Source organism: Rudaea sp., assembly GCF_036560865.1.
Classification (GTDB): domain Bacteria; phylum Pseudomonadota; class Gammaproteobacteria; order Xanthomonadales; family Rhodanobacteraceae; genus Rudaea.
In genome coordinates, this window is sequence record NZ_DATBQK010000125.1 from 22,056 (window position 1) to 39,466 (window position 17,411).

11 protein-coding genes are annotated in these 17,411 nt (G+C 61.0%); 2 read left to right on the forward strand and 9 right to left on the reverse strand.

The window, feature by feature from the left end:
• Positions 1–2: 2 nt before the first annotated feature.
• The 9 genes from VIE67_RS12470 to VIE67_RS12510 form a co-directional block, all read right to left on the reverse strand.
• Positions 3–2,279 (reverse strand): hydantoinase B/oxoprolinase family protein, encoded by a 2,277-nt coding sequence (locus VIE67_RS12470; RefSeq protein ID WP_332026698.1) that lies wholly within the window; start codon positions 2,277–2,279, stop codon positions 3–5.
• Positions 2,276–4,426 (reverse strand): hydantoinase/oxoprolinase family protein, encoded by a 2,151-nt coding sequence (locus VIE67_RS12475; protein ID WP_332026700.1) that lies wholly within the window; start codon positions 4,424–4,426, stop codon positions 2,276–2,278. Before VIE67_RS12475 ends, VIE67_RS12470 begins: the two co-directional genes overlap by 4 nt.
• Positions 4,423–4,875 (reverse strand): acetone carboxylase subunit gamma, encoded by a 453-nt coding sequence (locus VIE67_RS12480; RefSeq protein WP_332026702.1) that lies wholly within the window; start codon positions 4,873–4,875, stop codon positions 4,423–4,425. The genes VIE67_RS12475 and VIE67_RS12480 overlap by 4 nt, the downstream gene beginning before the upstream one ends.
• Positions 4,872–6,821, reverse strand: a complete 1,950-nt coding sequence (locus VIE67_RS12485) for a hydantoinase/oxoprolinase family protein (protein ID WP_332026704.1) — start codon at positions 6,819–6,821, stop codon at positions 4,872–4,874. Before VIE67_RS12485 ends, VIE67_RS12480 begins: the two co-directional genes overlap by 4 nt.
• A complete protein-coding gene (locus VIE67_RS12490) occupies positions 6,818–8,197 on the reverse strand; it encodes a DUF1329 domain-containing protein (RefSeq protein ID WP_332026706.1) in 1,380 nt (459 codons plus the stop codon). The genes VIE67_RS12485 and VIE67_RS12490 overlap by 4 nt, the downstream gene beginning before the upstream one ends.
• Before the next feature lie 175 nt (positions 8,198–8,372).
• Positions 8,373–10,241, reverse strand: a complete 1,869-nt coding sequence (locus VIE67_RS12495; protein WP_332026707.1) for a DUF1302 family protein — start codon at positions 10,239–10,241, stop codon at positions 8,373–8,375.
• Between the two features lie 216 nt (positions 10,242–10,457).
• A complete protein-coding gene (locus VIE67_RS12500) occupies positions 10,458–11,414 on the reverse strand; it encodes a WD40/YVTN/BNR-like repeat-containing protein (RefSeq protein ID WP_332026708.1) in 957 nt (318 codons plus the stop codon).
• A 3-nt stretch (positions 11,415–11,417) separates the two neighbouring features.
• On the reverse strand, positions 11,418–12,803 hold the full coding sequence (locus VIE67_RS12505) for a DUF1329 domain-containing protein (RefSeq protein ID WP_332026710.1): 1,386 nt from the start codon (positions 12,801–12,803) through the stop codon (positions 11,418–11,420).
• 113 nt (positions 12,804–12,916) lie between these two features.
• Positions 12,917–15,361 (reverse strand): efflux RND transporter permease subunit, encoded by a 2,445-nt coding sequence (locus VIE67_RS12510; RefSeq protein ID WP_332026712.1) that lies wholly within the window; start codon positions 15,359–15,361, stop codon positions 12,917–12,919.
• Positions 15,362–15,699: 338 nt separating this feature from the next.
• On the opposite strand from VIE67_RS12510, the gene ypfJ reads away from it, so the two are divergent.
• Together ypfJ and VIE67_RS12520 are read left to right on the forward strand one after the other, a co-directional pair.
• Entirely contained in the window at positions 15,700–16,611 is a 912-nt protein-coding gene (gene ypfJ, locus VIE67_RS12515; RefSeq protein WP_332026714.1) for a KPN_02809 family neutral zinc metallopeptidase, read from the forward strand.
• Positions 16,612–16,801: 190 nt separating this feature from the next.
• Positions 16,802–17,411 (forward strand): alkaline phosphatase family protein (locus VIE67_RS12520; RefSeq protein ID WP_332026716.1); only part of this gene is annotated, 610 nt, incomplete at its 3' end.

The following is a 17,411-nucleotide window of genomic DNA, read 5'->3' on the forward strand; positions in this document are numbered from 1 at the left end:
GTCTAGGCGTGTTTGGCTTTGATCTGAGCGAGTTCGGCTTCGAGTTCAGCGATGCGCAAATCCTTGGGATTGAGCATGAACGCGCCCTGCAGTTGATCGGCGGGCATCGTGATGCGCTGACCCATGCTGGTCGCATAGATCGTCTTCGGGTCGTTCCAGGAACCAAAATAAGGCACGTTTGCCGGCGGCTCTTTCGTTACCCATTCCTTGCAGAATTGATCGAACGGCTTGCCACGCGCGATGCGTTCGCGGCGGGTTTGGTCGCGCAGTTTCTTGGTCGCCGCCTCGTTGACGGTGAGGCTGGCTTCGTCATAAACCACCTTGTAGATGTCGTGCGCGTTCTCATGCGACATCAGGTCTTCGGCCAGATCCTTCATCACCAGCGCAGGATCGCGTTCGAGCACGTCGCCGTAACCTCCGCCCGATCCTTGGCAGATCATGTAGATCTCGCCTTCGTTGCAGACCTCGAAGGTCATGCCCATGTCGTTGCTCGAATATTGACCGCCCGCGATCGGCTGCTTGTTCATGAGCTCGACGATATCGAAGACCTCGACCGCGTTCGGATTTTCCTCGAGCACCTTGAAGATATTGATGCCCTTGATCTTCATCAGCTGATACGAGGGGCAGGAATAGCCACCAAACAGACCCTGCGCGGAGGGAAACTTGGAACCTTCGCAACCGGTCATGAAGCCCCACATCGCGGTGCCGCGCGCGGTGGCGATCTGCTCGTAGCCCATGCCGGCGCGATACTTGCCCCAGCCGATGCGGTCCTTGGCCAGGCGTTGCGCGCCGAGGCGAATGATCGGCGTGTCCTCCTCGTTGATTTCGTGCTCGCCAGAATCGGCCATGAAGCCGAACACCGGCGATACCGAATGCTCGCCATCGGCATGGCTGCGCGCGCCCTGGCCGTTGCCGTTGATGTCGGCACAAAAGTTGCCAGTGACTTCGCCGTGCTGGGTGAGACCGCCATAAATGAACGTCGCCGCCTGATCGTATTGCGAGGCAATGATCGCCGAGTAGCGATGCGGCAAGCTGTAGTTGAACTTGCTCATCGGGATGGTCCACACCACGCAAGCCTTGAACAGCGGCATCAGGCTCATCGCCTGCGGCATCTCGCCTTCGGCATCCATGATCGAGTTGCGGTCGCTGACGATCTCGATCGGCGACAGGACCCCCATCGTGTGCGGCAGATCCGGCCACACGTTCTGCAACAGCCCGGTGCACAGCGCGGCCTTGAACGACGCGATATTGGTGTTGACGCTGCGATTGAGGAACTGCGGCGCGCTGCCGCGGAAATCCACGACCATGCGATCGCCTTTGACCGTGATCGCACACGAAACTTTCTGCATCGCACTTTCGCGCAGACTAGAATCCATGAATTGCAGCACGCGCGTGGTGCCGTCGGGCAGCTCGCGAATGCGCCGGCGCATCTCGGTTTCGACATCTTCCAGATGCGAACGCAAGGTTCCAATCAGCGCGTCTTTGCCGTACTGATCGAGGATCGCGACGATGCGGTCGCGCAGGCGCATCACGGCATGCAGCTTGACCTTCATGTCTTCGAGCTGCAATTTTGGATCGCGCACCGAATTCTGCAGAAAGGTCACCAGGTCGCGCTTGAGTTGAAAATTCTCAACGACCTTGAACGGCGACATCTTGATGCCTTCGTCGTACTTGCTCTCGGCCGCCGCGGGCATGCCGCCGGGCTCGCAGGCGCCGTTCTCACCTTCGTGGATCGTCGACGACAGCCAGCAGATCAATTCGCCCTTGTAGAACAACGGCACCATCATCGACTGGTCGGTGTTGTGCACGCCGCCATAACGCGCGTCGTTGTGGATGAAGCCGTCGCCATCCTTGACGCCGACCGTCGGGTCGTTCACCCAGTACTTGATGATGAACTTGATCGGATAGAAGCAGCAGGCCGCGAACGCAATGATGCCGTGCGGCGCGATCATCGCCAGGTCGCCGCTGTTGGTATAGATGCCGGTGACCAGATCGCCCCACTTCGCGCCCGGCGCCGCGCCCATCTGGTTGACCATCGTGAACGCCTCGGACAGCGCCGAGTTGATCAGGCCGCGAATATGGTGGGTCCGATGCGGATCCATGCCGGCCTTCAAGATCGCATCCTCGGCCGCCGTGCGCGGAGCAAGACTGTGATTGCGCATGATCTCTGGATCGGGTCCGAGGAACAGCGTGTTGTCGGCGAGGAATTTGTCGCGCAGCGCGCGCCCTTCGATGGCTTGCGTCTCCGCAGCCTGGCCATTGCTGACGATATCGCTCACGATGCTTTCTCCCCTGCGGAATTCCTGATGAACCAGACACCGCCCTGCGCGACCGCGTGGAAATTCCAGCCCGGCTCGATCAGGTAAGTTGTCGCGCGCGTGACCACGATCGCTGGGCCGGCAATATGCGTGCCGTCGGCGAGCGCGCGATCGTCGAAGATCGGCGTCTCGATCGGTTTGTCATGACCGACAAAATGCACCGTGCGCCGGCTCGCTTCGGCCGGCGACGGCAGCGACTTGCCATTGAGCTTGAGTTTGGCGAACGCGACTTTGGGTTGCTCGACATAGGCGCACACCCGAATCGTGTTGATGCGCACACCGGCCTCGGGCGACTGGCTGCCTTCGCCGAAACGCGTGCCGTAACTCTTGTGGAACTGGTCCATCAGGGCGAGCACGTCGCGTTGCGCGTTGAAGCGGCTGATCTCGGTGACCACGGCGGTCTGCACGCGCTGGTTGCCATAGCGCATGTCGAGTTCGAGTCGGTACTTGATTTGCTCGGGCGTCATGCCCTGGCGCTGCAGATCTTCGCGGCCGCGGCGTTCGAGTTCCTCGACGCTGCGATTGAACGTTGAGTAATCGGAAAAAAACGACTTCGCCGCCGGATTGAACAGCACAGTCCATGTGCTCATCTCGTGGATATGCATCTGGTTCACGTTGCCAGCACCACAGGCCGAGAACGTGGACGAGTACGGCGGTGCGAGGATGCGGCTGACGCCGAGTGAATTGGCGATGCCGCAGGCATGCAGCGGACCGTTGCCGCCGTAGGCGAGTATCGTGAAATCCTTCGGCTCGTAGCCACGCGTGCGCAGCTCTCCGGCGATGCCGTTCGCCATATGCTGATCGACATTGCGCTTGATCAGTTTGCTCGTCGCGACGACATCCAGATCGAGTTCGTCGCACAGATGATCTTCGATCGCTTGCTTGGCGCGCTTCGGATTGAGCGGAATGCGCCCGTTCGCGTAATGCTTGGGATCCAGATAACCCAGCACCAGATCGGCGTCGGTCACCGTCGGTTTGGTGCCGCCGCGGTCGTAGCACGCGGGTCCTGGGTCCGAACCCGCCGACTGCGGGCCGATCTCGACCGAATTGAACATGCGATCGAAACGCGCGATCGAACCGCCGCCCGCGCCGAGCGTGACGAGATGCACCATCGGAATCGACACCAGCCAGCGATCGATCACCGGGTTGAAATCGTAATGCTTGACACCGCCCTGATCGACGATGCCGATATCGAAACTGGTGCCGCCCATGTCGGTGGCGACCACATTGCCGAGCGCGGCTTGCGCGGCCAGATGCTCGCTCGCGGCGACACCGGAAACAGGCCCGGAATGCACTGTTTGCAGTGCATCGGTGGAATTGAGTTGGGCCATGCCGCCGGAGTTGTGGCTGACCAGCATCGGCTTGGTATAGCCCTGCGCGCGCAGGTTGAGTTCCAGCGTGCCGAGGCCGTGATACATGGTCTGGTGCAGGAACGCATCCATGATCGTCGAAGTGCCGCGCGCGTATTCGCCCTTGCGCCCGGCGACCTGATGCGACAGCAGGATCGGAATCGCGCCGAGCAGATGCGCGGGATATTCGTCGAGGAAAATTTCGCGCACGCGCAGTTCGTGCGCGCTGTTGACGACAGAGTTCGTGAACATCACCACCAGCGCCTGCGCGCCGGCGTCGACGAGTTCGCGGATGCGCAGGCGCACATCGGCCTCGTCGAGTTTCCAGAACACCTGGCCCAGATAATCCACGCGTTCGCGTACCTCGCGGATCATCGGAATCGGCACGATCGGCTGCGGCCGTGCCGCATTCGGAATATCCATCTGCTGGATTTCGGGCAGGCCCTCGCCATAGCCGCGCGCGCGCGACAGCGGAATCGTGCTCTTGAAGCCGCTGGTCACCAGTACGCCGATGCGCGGTCCCTTGCGCTCGATCAGCGCATTCGTGCCGAGCGTGGTCGCATAGCGCACCGAATCGACCTGTGACAGCAAGGTCGACGCCTCGACGTCGAGTTGCTTGCAGGCGTCGGTCAGTGCCTCGTTGAAGCCAAGCGCGAGGTTGTGATGCGTGGTCAGCGCCTTGCCCTCGATGTAGGCATCGTCCCAGACCACGAAGCAGTCGGTGAACGTGCCGCCGATATCCACGGAGACGCGCTTCATGGCTTGTCTCCCTGCGGGCGATGACCATGCTGATGCTCGGCATGCAATGCGCGATTGTTGCGCGCTTTTTCCAGCGCCAGATCGGGGCCGACAACGGGCTCCTTGACCTCGGTGCGGTCTTTCCATTGCAGTTTGAGCGCATCGATATCGAACTCGATATCGTGCAGCGGCGGATGCCCCGGCGGCAGGTATTCGGCTTCGACCAGCGTGCCGCATTGCGGACAGTAGTATTCGAGAATGCGGCACCAGGTCGGATCCGGCGAATAGGTGCGCGCGTATTTCTTCGTATCCAGCAGCGGCTTGTGGATCTCGCGCGGATCGCGGTCGTACACGAGCAGGCCGCGCTTGTAGTTGTCGCGCGCGCTGCCGTGCACGTGGCCGCAACGGCGGCATTCCCATTGCTCGCTGTCGAGATTGATGCGCAGGTATTCGGTGACCAGGACTTTCATGCGCTGCGCTCCTCGTGACTCAACAGAATGTCGCCCGCGGCGTTGATCCGGAAACGCCAGCCCGCATCGATGCGACAGGTGAAAAAGGCTTCCTCAAGCACAGCCGGACCGGCAGCCGACGCACCCGCGACTTGCTCCTCGACGCGATAAACCGGGACGCTACTCAGCGCGCCATCGATGTGCAAAGCGCGCTTGTCCGTACTCGTCGCGGCCTGCGTACTACCCTTGAAATCGCCCGAGATACTCGCGTGCTGGATCGGTTTCACCGCTTGTAGCACCAACGACAACTCTGCACCCGTTTTCAAATCGGCTGGCAGCACATCGTCGTTCGCGACGAGCGCGCGCTCGTCACCATCGCTGCCTTGCAGTCGATAGTGCAAGACGCAATCCGCAAGATCGCTGCCTTCGGCGAACATGCCGTGACGCGCGCGTTCGATCAGCGCGCTACGCGCGGCCTTGAGGCCGGCACTGTCGCGTGTCGCAAGCGGCGCGGAATACTCATGCGCGATATCGGAAAAGCCGATACCGAAGGCTGAAAACACCGCGGCCAGACCCGGAATCATCACACGCGTGATGCCGGTCGCCTCGGCAACCTTGCACACGACGAACGGCCCCGCGCCGCCGAACGCGGCCAGCGTGGTCTGCGGCGAAATTTTTGTGTAATTCTTCATCGCGCCGGCAATCTTGCCGACCCATGCCTGTTCCATCGCCGCCGCCGCGGCTTCGACCGACAGACCCAGCGGTTTGGCGATGCGCTCTTCGACCGCCGCGCGCGCGCGCGGCGCATCGATCTTCAATTCGCCGCCGAAATACGAGGCCGGATCAAGCAAACCGCCGACCAGAAATGCGTCCGTGATCGTCGCCTCGGTGCCACCGAAGCCGAAGCAGGCCGGACCCGGCGCGCTGCCGACACTCTGCGGGCCAACCGTTATTACGCCATTGTCCGCACGAATGATCGAGCTGCCGCCAACGCCGTGACTTTCGACATCGCACAGCGCAAACGAGGTCGTCACATTCTCGACCTTGCCGTGACGCTGGGCGCGGATCGCACCGTCGCGCACCTCGATGATGTCGGTGGTCGTACCGCCGACATCCATCGACAGCAGATGCTCGAACCCGTAATGCGCGGCGAGCGCCTTGCTGCCCTCCGCGCCGCCGCGCGGGCCGGAACTGTAGGTCTTCACCGCGATGGTCTTGGCCACGCGCGCGGAATGTCCGTCGTTGCGGAAGATGAGCAGCGGATTGCGCGTCTTGAACTCGCGCAGCTTGTGTTCGGCGTTGTACAGAAAGCGCTCCATTGCCGGATGCAAAAACGCGTTGAACAGCGCCGTCCAAACGCGACGCGCATCGTCGCCGTCGGCGACCACTTCGTGCGAATACAGGATCGGCACCGCGCCGAGCAGATGCTGTGGAAATTTGCGCAGCAGGATGCGCTTGATCCGACGTTCGATGTCGCCGCCGGCGTCATTGCCAACGCCAATCACGATGCGGCTGGCGCCGCTGGACGCAAGCTGGGTTACCGCGCGTGTCACACTGTTTTCCAACACCGTTTCGTCAACCATGACATCGAGCGTGGCTACACGCTCGCCGACCAGCGCCGCGAACAGCGAGCGCGACTGCGCATCGGTTTGCAACGCGGGCGCCTGCAGGCTGCCGCCGAGAATCAATCCGAGGTTCGGCCCCTTGCGCTCGACCAGCGCATTGGTGCCCTGCGTGGTCGAGTAACGGATGTAGTCGGTGGACAGCAGCAGGCGCTGCAGATCGTCCTCGCCATAGATCACGCGCGAGGCTTTCATCAAACCGTCGATCAGGCATTTGGACAGGTCGTACGCGGTGGTCACGGTCTTGGTGCGATACACGCGCGCGCCGTCGATCACGCAGATGTCGGTCAGCGTGCCGCCGTTGTCGATATTGATCAGCTTCATCGGTGCCGGTTGCAGATTCATGCGTTCCCCAGGCGGATCAGCGCCGCATTGGTCAGATATTTGTCGTAGATGCCAGCATCATTGACGCTGGTGCGATGGCCGCCGGGTATTTCGCGCACCTGCTCGATGCGCGTCATGCGGCTGGTTTGCAGATCGAAGGCATGCACATGCACCCACGACCAGTACGGGTGCGCGCCGTCCAGGAAGCGTTTGTCGCCATTCTCGTAGAGCCCATACGAGCCATCGAACGAGCGGTACGGCTCGCCGCGACGGTCGTAGGACACCATGCCAATCGGCAGCAACGTGCGCGCGTCGAACCAGACGCGTTTTTTGCTCACCGGTGCGCGCGGAAACATGATCGGCTCCGCCTCGACGACGACTGCCTCGGGCACCAGTTCGACATTCGTGTCCCAGAACGTCTTTCCCTGCGGACCACCGTGGGTGCCGTGTTCCCAATTCGGATGCGCGGAATTCCAGCCGTTGGACAGCGCAGCGAGAAACGGACCGCGCCCGACGATCCGGTAATTGCCCCAGGTATACAAAGGATCGCCTGCCGCCCAGGCATCGGAGAGAAACAGATTGGAGCCCGGCATCAGCGATTCGAAACGTTGATTCGCCGGATATGTGCGGATGCGCCGGAACTCGGGCAGGTAACCGCAGAGGTAAGGAATCTGGTGCTGGTCGTAGGACCAGATATTCAGGAACGACGTACCCTTCGCGTTCTGCGGGCTGACGAAGAAAATCGACTGGTAGCGCAGCTTGTCTTCGTGGCCGGGCCAGTACGGCTTGGGATCCATGCTTACGCGCGCGACCGGCGACATCTCGGCCCAGCCGGCCTGGTATTCGAATGCGGGATCGCCGTCTTCGAGCAGGTCGGTTTCCTTGACCGCATAGAACGACGAGTCGTGACGGCCCCAGCTCAGGGTCAGGCCGGCGAACATCTCCAACGCGGATTTCGGATTCGGAAACGGATTGCCGCCGATCCACGGCTTGCCTTCGCGGGTGACGATATTGCCCTTGTCGTCGAACTGCGCCTGGCCGGCGTTGCGCACGGTCGCTTCGAGATATTCCCACGGGCCGAGCTTCATGATGTCGGTGGTCGTCTTGACCACGCGCAACTTGCGCCCGAGCTTGGCGATCTGCGTGTACTTGATCGGTTCGAGCAGGTCCTTCACATGCTCGACATTCGACGCATTGATTTCGCCGCCGGTGCTGATTGCGCCGTGCGTATAGTTTTCGATCGAGAGCAATTCGTCCGGATAGGCTTTCGACGCGTCGCCGTTCTGCGCCATCGCGTCCCACAAGGGCATCAATACACCGGCGCCGACGACGCCGCGCGCGAGCTTGTCGAGAAACACGCGGCGACTGTATTGGCGAGGATAGCGAACGAGGTTCATACGTTTTGCATGCCGATCTGCGGTGGCGCCCCGGTTGCGAGTTCCGCCGCCCGCCAATGGCAAGCGGTCGGGCCATCCTGACCGGATCGAACAGATCGATCCGGTCAGATTGTGATTACGCCGGAGACAGGACACGCCACGCTCGCTGGATCGGAATCGCCGCGCCGCACCGCATTCAGAACTGATAGCCCACCCGCAGCGTCAGCTCCTTGGCGTAATCCAGACCACCGAACATGTTGCCGTACGGGTTGCCGCCGATATGGCTGTTGATGTAGTTGTAGAACAGCTCCGCGGTGACCTTGCCGTTGGGTTTCCAGCGCACGGCGGGCTGGATCAACACGCCTCCCTGCAGGTCGTAAAGCACCGCAAGGTCGAAACGCCAGATCAGGTTTGGGAACGGTTGCTGGATGGCGAAAGCCAGCGCCTTGAAACCACCGCCGTAGCCGGTCGCGTTCTTGAACTGGTTGCCGCCGTAACCACCACCGTCCTGATCGCCGATGTAGCGGCCGAACAAATCGCTTTTCGATTTGTACAGGAATTGGGCGACGATATAGGTCGCCGGCAGACTGTCCGAGAAGCGCTGGTATTTCTCCAGCACCAGGGCCGTCGTCCATTCGTTGGTGCGCAAATAATTGATATTGAGATCGGGCGCGGTGAACGTGCGGTTGGGCACGTACAACACTTCCCAATTCATGATCAATTGGTCGGTGATCGAGCCCGGCGCACCCGAGAACGTGTAGCTCAAGCCACCGCCGATATCGTCTTCCTTCTTGTAGTCGCGCGCGATATGGCCGCGCAGACCGCCAGCGGCATTGCCGGTGAGCAGACCACCGGCCAACTGGAAGAACTGGTTGAGTTCATACGAGGCATAGGTGTAGTTCGGCACCGGTACCGCGCCGAGCGCCTGCGAGCAGGGGAAATCGTTGATCGCCGCGTTGAGTCCACCGACGCCGTTCAACCGCGATGCAGCCGCGTAGTTGAACCATTCGTTCGAAGACCACACGCCGGTTGAATCGACTTCGAACGGCGAGCATTGCAGGGCCTGCCCCGAACCCGGTATCCCGGGAATGTCGCGATTCACGCCGGACTGCGTCCAGCGATACACGCCATCCGGGTTGTAGCGCTGCGCGTAGATCGCCTGCACGCCGAAATCGCCGACCGAGCCCTTGGCGCGCAGCCCGAAATCGACCTTGTCGTTGTATTGCCCGTACAGATCGTGAACGGTGAACTGCGCCGGAATGATGTTGTACGGCGTGTTCGGATTGCCGAGGATGCTCGGCTGGAACTTCTGCACATAGCCGTCGACCAACCAGGCATTGTCGAACTGATACGAGATACGCGCCGCGAGCGCAGGCACGCGTTTGTCGGAATATTCCTCGGGCACGTAATCGAGCACCGAGTGGCGGCGCAGATCCAGGCCGTCCGGCACGTCGAGCACGCGGAAGAACAGCGCCTGGCCCCAGGCGATCTGCTGATTGCCGAGACGCACATCGAGTGGGCCGTGGTTGTATTCCATGAACAGCGCCGGGAAATCGATCATGTAGTTGCGGCCCGCCCATTCCAACGGATTGGGGCGCGCCAAACCCTGCACGCTGTACTTGAAATAGTTCGGATCGTGGTAGACCGCGCCGACCGCATGACTGCCGACCGCGCTCGGCGAATATTCGTCGTACCAACCGGGATCGTAGATCGCGCGCAGTTTCGCGACGCCGGAAAAATCGTCCGAAAAATGTGCCGTGACGTCCAGTTGGCCGCGGAAGGCTTGCATGTCGAGCCGGTGATCGTCGCTGCCGCCGTTGCGCACGACCGTGTCCGTGTACAGCGGCGGAACGACCGGGCTCGACCGCGATATGGCCACGCCGTTGAAGATGTTGCCCTTCTGATTGTAGGGATTGGCCGAGTCGGTGTTGATCGCAGTCTCGGAGCGGATGAATCCGCCGATCTGCACGGATGAATTGCTCGAGTTGTCGCTGTCCGTGCTCGTTGCAGGATCATCGGCCGCAAGCGCGATCGAATTCATGATGGCCAGGCTCAGCAAGCCCATGGATAGAGTTGTCGTTGTCAACGCTTTCATTCTTTACCCCTCCCAATGCAAGTCGGTAAATAGCCCGTCAAGCGGTTGATCGAAGTCGCCAAGGTCAGCGGGCGACCACAAATTGCCGAACCGTTTCACCCAGAGAATCCGAAGGGCCAACGGCATGCACCGTGCGCACGCAACACGCATGGCTTGAACGCTTCTGTTTTACACGCAACAATCCAATCACTTTCCCAACCGCAGAATTTGCCCCGCCTGCCCCACCGCGATCGCACTGCTCGCTCCGTCCGCCGCGGCAACGCTGGTGTGCCACAAGCCGTTGGCAAGTTCCGACTGCAACAAACGCCAAGGCTTGCCGTCATCGTTGCCGGCGAGAATCTCGTGCATGCCGGTGGCATAGACCGCGCCGCTCGAAGTGAGCTTGACGGCGAGCAGATTCACTTTGCTGGCGATGTCGACGCTCGCCCAGGTCTGGCCATGATCGGCCGTCTTGAGCACGGTTCCGTCCTGGCCGACCGCATATCCGTCGCCGTTCTTGTGCAGGTCCAGACCGAACAGCGTGGCCTCGCCATGATGCTTGCTTTCCCAAGTCTTGCCGCCGTCCTCGCTGCGGATGATCGTGCCGAACTCACCGGCGACCGTGATCGCGCCGTCGTCGCCGACATTGACGCCATACAGATTCGGCTCGGCGCCATCGGTGGAAAAGTCCGCCCATTTCGGCGCGACCGATTCCCAGTGCTCGCCGCCATCGGTGGATTCGAGCAAGGTGCCGAACGCACCGACGATCGCCGCGGTGCCCGAGCCATTGATGGCGACCGCGAGCAGACGCGAATCGGTGCCGCTCTGCACCGCCGTCCACACGCCCTGGGCATCGCGCAGCAATACCGTGCCCTTGATGCCCACGGCAATCGCCTTGCTGCCGTTGGTCGCCACGCCGAGCAAGGTTTGCGCGACCGGTACCTTGACTGCTTTCCAGGTCTTGCCGGCATCGGTGGATTCGCGCACATCGCCGCCCGCGCCGACCGTAAATCCCGTATCGCCGGACAATGCGACCGAGAACAGGGCCTCATGCACCGTGCCCACGGCAAGCATGGCGACGTCGGTTTGCGGCGTGTCGGCGCCCGCAGTTGCGAGCGCCGCACCGCCGAAACAACAGGCCGCGATTAGTACAAGCTTGCGCATGGTTCAGGCGGAACCGAGGCGCTGCATCGCCTGCACGGTGAGGTACTTGTTGTAGACGTCTTCCTTGCCCTGGTCCCAATTGCTCTTGTAGCCGCCGGTCACCTCGCGTGCCTGATAGAAGCGGCTCATGCGGTTCGACTGGATGTCATGGCTCATCACGCTGACCCACGACCAGATCGGATGGCCTTTCGCATCCTTGACCGTCATCTTGTCGTTCGAGTACAGCGAGTAGTGCGGCTCGAAGGATTTCCAGATTTCGCCGCGACGATCGTAGGTGTTGTAGGCGATGTACATGCCGTTGCGCACATCGATCCATGTGCGTTTCTTGCTGACGGGCGCGCGCGGATAGCCGATCGGCTCGGCATCGACGACGATGGTTTCGGGCACGAGTTCCATGTAAGTGTCCGCGAAGGTCTGGCCTTTCGGACCGCCGTGCACCGTCGGCGCCCAGTTGTCGTCGTAGCCGCCCCAGAAATTGCGGCCACCGATGACCGCGAGCATGGGTTTGCGCTCGACGATCTTGTAGTTGCCCCAGGTCAGCATCGGATCGCCCGCAGCCCACGCATCGGACAGGAACAGGGTGATGCCCGGTACCAGCGGCTCGAAACGCTGATTGGTCGGAAAATCGCGCACGCGCCGGAACGCCGGCAGGTAGCCTTTCAGTTCCGGGAACTTGCGCTGGTCGTACGACCAGGTATTGAGGAATGCCGTGCCGGCCGTGTCCTGTGGCGAGGTGAAGAACACCGACTGGTAACGCAACAGATCGTTCTTGTTGTTCCACACCTTGCCGTCGAGACGCGCGTTGGTGTTGAGTTCGGTCCAGACGAAGTCGTACTGGTAGGCGATATCACCGCTCGGCGAGATATCGTGATCGCGCACTGCGTACTGGGAAAAATCGTGGCGGCCCCAGCTCAAGGTCAGGTTAGCCGTCGCCTCGATGCCGTCCTTGATATCCGGGAACGGGCTGCCGCCGATCCAGGGCGTGCCATCCTTCTGATCGTAGATATTGCCGTCGGCGCCAATGACCGCGCGTCCTTTGTTCTTCAGCGTCGCTTCCAGATAGTCGTGCGAGAACAGCTTGGTGACGTCGGTCGTGGACGCGATGATGTTGATCTTGCGCCCCATCTCCTTGACCTGCTTGTAGGCGACCGGATCGAGCAGGTCTTTCACCGCGTCGACGTTGGCGGAGGTCACCACGTCGCCGGGTTTGATCTTGCCCTTGGTGTAGGCCTCGATATGCAGCAATTCATCGGGGTAGGCCTTGGCGACATCGGCGGATTTGGCGATGGTCGGCCACAGCGGCGCGAGCACGCCGGCAGTGGCGCCGACCGCCGCCTTCTGCAGCAGCATTCTGCGGCCGTAATCGAAGTCGAACTTCTTGATATGCATAAAGCACCTCCTCGTTACTTATCCGGCGTTATGCCGTAGTTGCATACAGTTTGCGTATCCGGCGGATTCCCGCCCAGCGCAGCCGCACGCGTTTGAAAAATCGATCGAAGAATTTACAAGTAGGCCAGTTTTCCATCCGGTGGTGTTTTCTTGCCGTCGATTTCCTCGTCATCCGCAACGTAGGCGGACAAATCCACACCTTCGCCGACCAGCATGTCCTTGCTCGCCACGAATTTCGGTTTGACCAGAAAAACCAGGAGCGGCAGCAGCACCAGCGCAAGCACCATGTTGATCAGCATGGTCAGCACCAGCAGCAGACCCATATCCGCCATGAATTTCAGGCTCGACAGGAAGTACCAGGGCAGGATGCCAATCACCATGATCGTTGCGGTGAACATGATCGCCTTGCCCGTCGTGGTCAGCGCCGCGGTGATCGTGCGGCCCCAGTCACCCGGATGGGCGTGGTATTCCTCGCAGATGCGCGAGAGCAGATAAATGCCGTAGTCGATGCCGACGCCGACGCCGACGCAGGCAACCAGCAACGAATTGATATCCAGACCGATACCGATCAAATGCATGCCGGCGCCGAGAATGAAATTGGCGACGTTGACCGGAATCAGCAGGATGATGCCGGCGACGAAGGAGCGATAAGCGAAACTGCAGCCGAGCAGGATGACGATATTGAGCAGGGCCAGAATCAACCAGTGATAGCGTTCGACGACATTGTTCATCGCCTGCTGCAGGGCGATCGTGCCGGTGCCGAGGCGAATGCGGAATGCCTTGTGGTCCTCGCCGACTTCGGCAATCGCTTTCTTGGTCTGCTCCAGCGCGGAATTGACCGTGCCCTGCTTGTTGTCCTTGTACCAGAGCGAAACCGTACCGTTCTGCTGCTCGAAGTCGATGACGTTGGAATAGGCTTTCGGGCTGCTGCCCACCATGACTGCACTCGCCGCGGCATTGACCGCCTTGTCGTCCGCATCCAGTGGCAGCCATTTCGGATTGCCGCCGGCGAACAGGCGATTCGCCTCCATCAGATAATCGCCGAACGACAGGGTCGCGCGCGGCGGATTGGGGCTTTTCTCGATCAGACTCTGCAGGCGCAGCATGGTCAGGATCGTGTCGGCCTGGTGGGTAACGCGATTGGGGTCTTTTTGATCCTTGGCCTCGAACACGATTTCCAGCGTGTTCACGCCGGGGAAATTGCTGTTGATCGTTGACACGCCTTTGTTGTATTCCGCCACCGGCCACAGCAGATTGCTGCCTTCGACCGGGTTGCCGACCTTGATCTGCAAAAATATATACGTTGCGGCAACCGCCACCACGACGGCCACTACCGTCGACACCCGCGCCATCTTGCCGTACGAGAGTTTGGCCACATTGCGCAACAGGGATTGGAAGCCCTTGTCCAGACCGCCGGATTCGCTGCCCTTGCCGATCAGACGATCGACATTTTTCGGTGCCGGCAGCACGGACAGCAGCAACGAGATCAGCACGACGCCGGTCGGAATCAGCCAGATCGCCCAGAAGCCGCAGAACAGGGCGAAGCGTTCCATCGCGGGAATCGGCGCAATCGCGATCAGGAAGATGCCGACGATGTCGGTGAAGATGCCAAGTACCGACGGCGCCATCATCACGCCCATCGTGATCTCGGCCGCTTTCTTACGATCTTTCACATGCGAATAGATTTCGTAGTAGCGCTCGGTGAACTGCACGCAATGCGAGAACGAACGCGCGACGAGCAGCAGCGGCACGACCATCAGCAAGGGCTCGATCGGCGAATGAATCCAGCCGACGAAACCGAAGCCCCAGATCGCCGCGACGCCACTGGTCACGATCGGCGTGACCACGCCGACCACGTTGCGCATGTACAGTATCAGGGACAGGATCAGCAGACCGATCGTGATCGCCGCGATCCAGGCCATCTGCGATTCGAACTGGTAGATCCAGCCGGTCAGCGCAGGCTGACCCGCCATATACACTTCGTGATTGCCGTCGCGTGCTTTCTCGACGATGCCTTGAACGTATTTGAAGACTGCGCCGTAGTCGAGGCGATCTTCAATGAAGGTCGCATTGATCAATGTAGCCGATGCGTCGCCGGACATCAGGAACGCGCGCGCGCTCGGCGAGCGGTCCACGCGTGAATGGAATTCGTTGATTTCCTCTGCCGTCGCCGGTACGTGGTCGTCCATCAACGGCCGCACGTCGATGCCGTTGGGCGTCGCCTCGGCGTAGCGCGCTTTCTCCGTGGCGATGGACAGTATCTGGTCGTGGTCGACGCCCGGCGCCAAGTCGATATCGCGCGTGAGCTGCCAGACCTTGGCCAAGGTCGGCGCGTCGTAGATATCCCCGTCCGTGCGCTTGACCATGATGGTCACGGTCAGCGGATTGCCGAAATTGCCGTGCTCCTTGTACACCTGGACGTAAGGATCGTCCTTGGGCAAAAGGTCGGAGAAGATCGTCCTGATCTCGACCTGGCGCATGCCGATCAGGAAGAAAACAGTAACCGCGGCAAACGCCAGCGCGGTCACGCCGCGATGGGCCATCACCCAGCGGGCCAACCCGAACCTTATATTCGACACGTATTCGTTCGCTTGTCGGCAAAACAAGTTTGATTCGGCATTGAACCCTCCCGAGCCAGTGCAAAATCCCAGACACTAACTTCGTATTAGTGATTCAGCGCCCTTGAGGCTAGTCGCCAACCCAGCGCGTGTATTGCACAAACTCGCCGAGTGATTGAACAAAATCGCCGATCGGGAAAAGTCTGAAGCCAGGTCTGCCACGCGTGGTGAGGATCGCAGGCGTTCGGCGATGAAAACCGGGCGTAGCGGCTTGCGGCGGACGCGCGTCGCGGAGTAGTGTTGTTTCTCCGATCCGATGAACGCGCTGGAGAATCCGTATGGACTGGCAGAAAGGGCGTGAAAGCGACAACGTCGTCGAAGACGATGGCAGCGGCGGTGGCGGCGGTGGCGGTGGCGGCTTGCAGTTCGGCGGCTTTCACCTCGGCATCGGCGGCATCATCCTGGTTGTCATCGTCAGCTTGGTGTTGGGCAAAAATCCGCTCGACATGCTTTCGCTGCTCTCGGGCGGCGGCGCATTGGACAACGGTACACAAACTACTCAGCAGGTTGCCACGCAGCCGAGCGGCAAGGCTGCGGACAGCAGCGATCCGCAGGTCAAATTCGTCAAAGTGATACTCGCCAGCACCGAGGACGTCTGGGGCGCCTACTTCCAGGCCCGCAACCAGCAATACACCCGGCCCAAGCTCGAACTGTTTCGCGGCCATGTCAATACGGCCTGCGGTGCGGCGTCCGAATCGATGGGACCGTTCTATTGCCCGGGCGACCGGCTCGTGTATCTGGATCTGGATTTCTTCCAGGAAATGGATACGCGCTTCCACGCCAAGGGCGATTTCGCGCGCGCCTACGTGATCGCGCACGAAGTCGGGCATCATGTGCAGAATCTGATCGGCGTGATGGACAAGGTCGAACAGGCGCGCCACCAGGGGCAGCCGATGGAGGGCGCGAGCGGTCTCTCGGTGCGCCAGGAATTGCAGGCCGACTGTTTCGCTGGCGTGTGGGCAAATAAATCGCAGGCGCAATTGAACTGGCTGCAGGCAGGCGATATCGACGCTGCGCTCAATGCAGCCGCGCAGGTCGGCGACGATACGCTGCAAAAGCAGGCGCGCGGTTATGCGGTGCCGGATTCGTTCACCCACGGCACGTCGGCGCAAAGATCGACGTGGTTCAAGGCGGGCTACGCGTCCGGCAATATCAACAGCTGCGATACTTTCGGTACGCAATCGCTGTAACGTCTGGCCGGGTCGTCGGGTCTCCCGATCCGACGACCCGGCAACTCCCTGCGGCACTGCTTTTGATTTGCGCGCCCATGCGATGCAAGCGTCATCGCGCATGCGCGAGTGCCACAAAACTTTACATTCCCAACTGACCAATCGGCCGGATTTTCTGGAATAGTATGGCGATCCCAACGACGCCATCGATATGCGACCGACTCTGCGCACTTTTGTCTGCCTTCTTCTCCTGTGTCTGACCGCCTGCGCTTCGCAGCCGCCGAGCCCCACCCCAAAAAACCCCTACTCGCCGCTGATCCTGATTTCGTTCGACGGTTTCCGCGCCGACTATTTCGATCGCGGCATTACGCCGACCCTGAGTGCGCTCGCCGCCGACGGCGTGCACGCCAAGGCGATGCGTTCGGCGTTTCCGACCCTGACCTTTCCGAATCACTACACCCTGGTCACCGGCCTGTATCCGGATCACCACGGCATCATCAACAACCGCATCGTTGACCCGCTCAGCGGCAAGCGTTTCGTTTACAGCGACAAGACCCTCACGGCCGATCCGGCCTGGTGGGGCGGTACGCCGATCTGGATCAGTGCCGAGCTTCAGGGCAAGCATGCCGGAACGATGTTCTGGCCGGGTTCGGATGTGGCGATCGAAGGCGTGCGGCCGAGTCAGTGGGCGCCCTTTGACAAGACCATCGCGTTCAACGATCGCGTCGACCGAGCGCTCGCCTGGCTCGACCTGCCCGCCGAACAGCGGCCGGCGTTCATGACCCTGTACTTCGAGGCGGTCGATCACGCCGGCCACGACT

Bases quoted from the DNA above. Each gene is read 5' to 3' on its own strand.
- VIE67_RS12475 (WP_332026700.1), bottom strand. From the start codon at position 4,426: ATGAAGCGCGTCTCCGTGGATATCGGCGGCACGTTCACCGACTGCTTC.
- VIE67_RS12480 (WP_332026702.1), bottom strand. From the start codon at position 4,875: ATGAAAGTCCTGGTCACCGAATACCTGCGCATCAATCTCGACAGCGAG.
- VIE67_RS12485 (WP_332026704.1), bottom strand. From the start codon at position 6,821: ATGAATCTGCAACCGGCACCGATGAAGCTGATCAATATCGACAACGGC.
- VIE67_RS12490 (WP_332026706.1), bottom strand. From the start codon at position 8,197: ATGAACCTCGTTCGCTATCCTCGCCAATACAGTCGCCGCGTGTTTCTC.
- VIE67_RS12495 (WP_332026707.1), bottom strand. From the start codon at position 10,241: ATGGGCTTGCTGAGCCTGGCCATCATGAATTCGATCGCGCTTGCGGCC.
- VIE67_RS12500 (WP_332026708.1), bottom strand. From the start codon at position 11,414: ATGCGCAAGCTTGTACTAATCGCGGCCTGTTGTTTCGGCGGTGCGGCG.
- VIE67_RS12505 (WP_332026710.1), bottom strand. From the start codon at position 12,803: ATGCATATCAAGAAGTTCGACTTCGATTACGGCCGCAGAATGCTGCTG.
- ypfJ (WP_332026714.1), top strand. From the start codon at position 15,700: ATGGACTGGCAGAAAGGGCGTGAAAGCGACAACGTCGTCGAAGACGAT.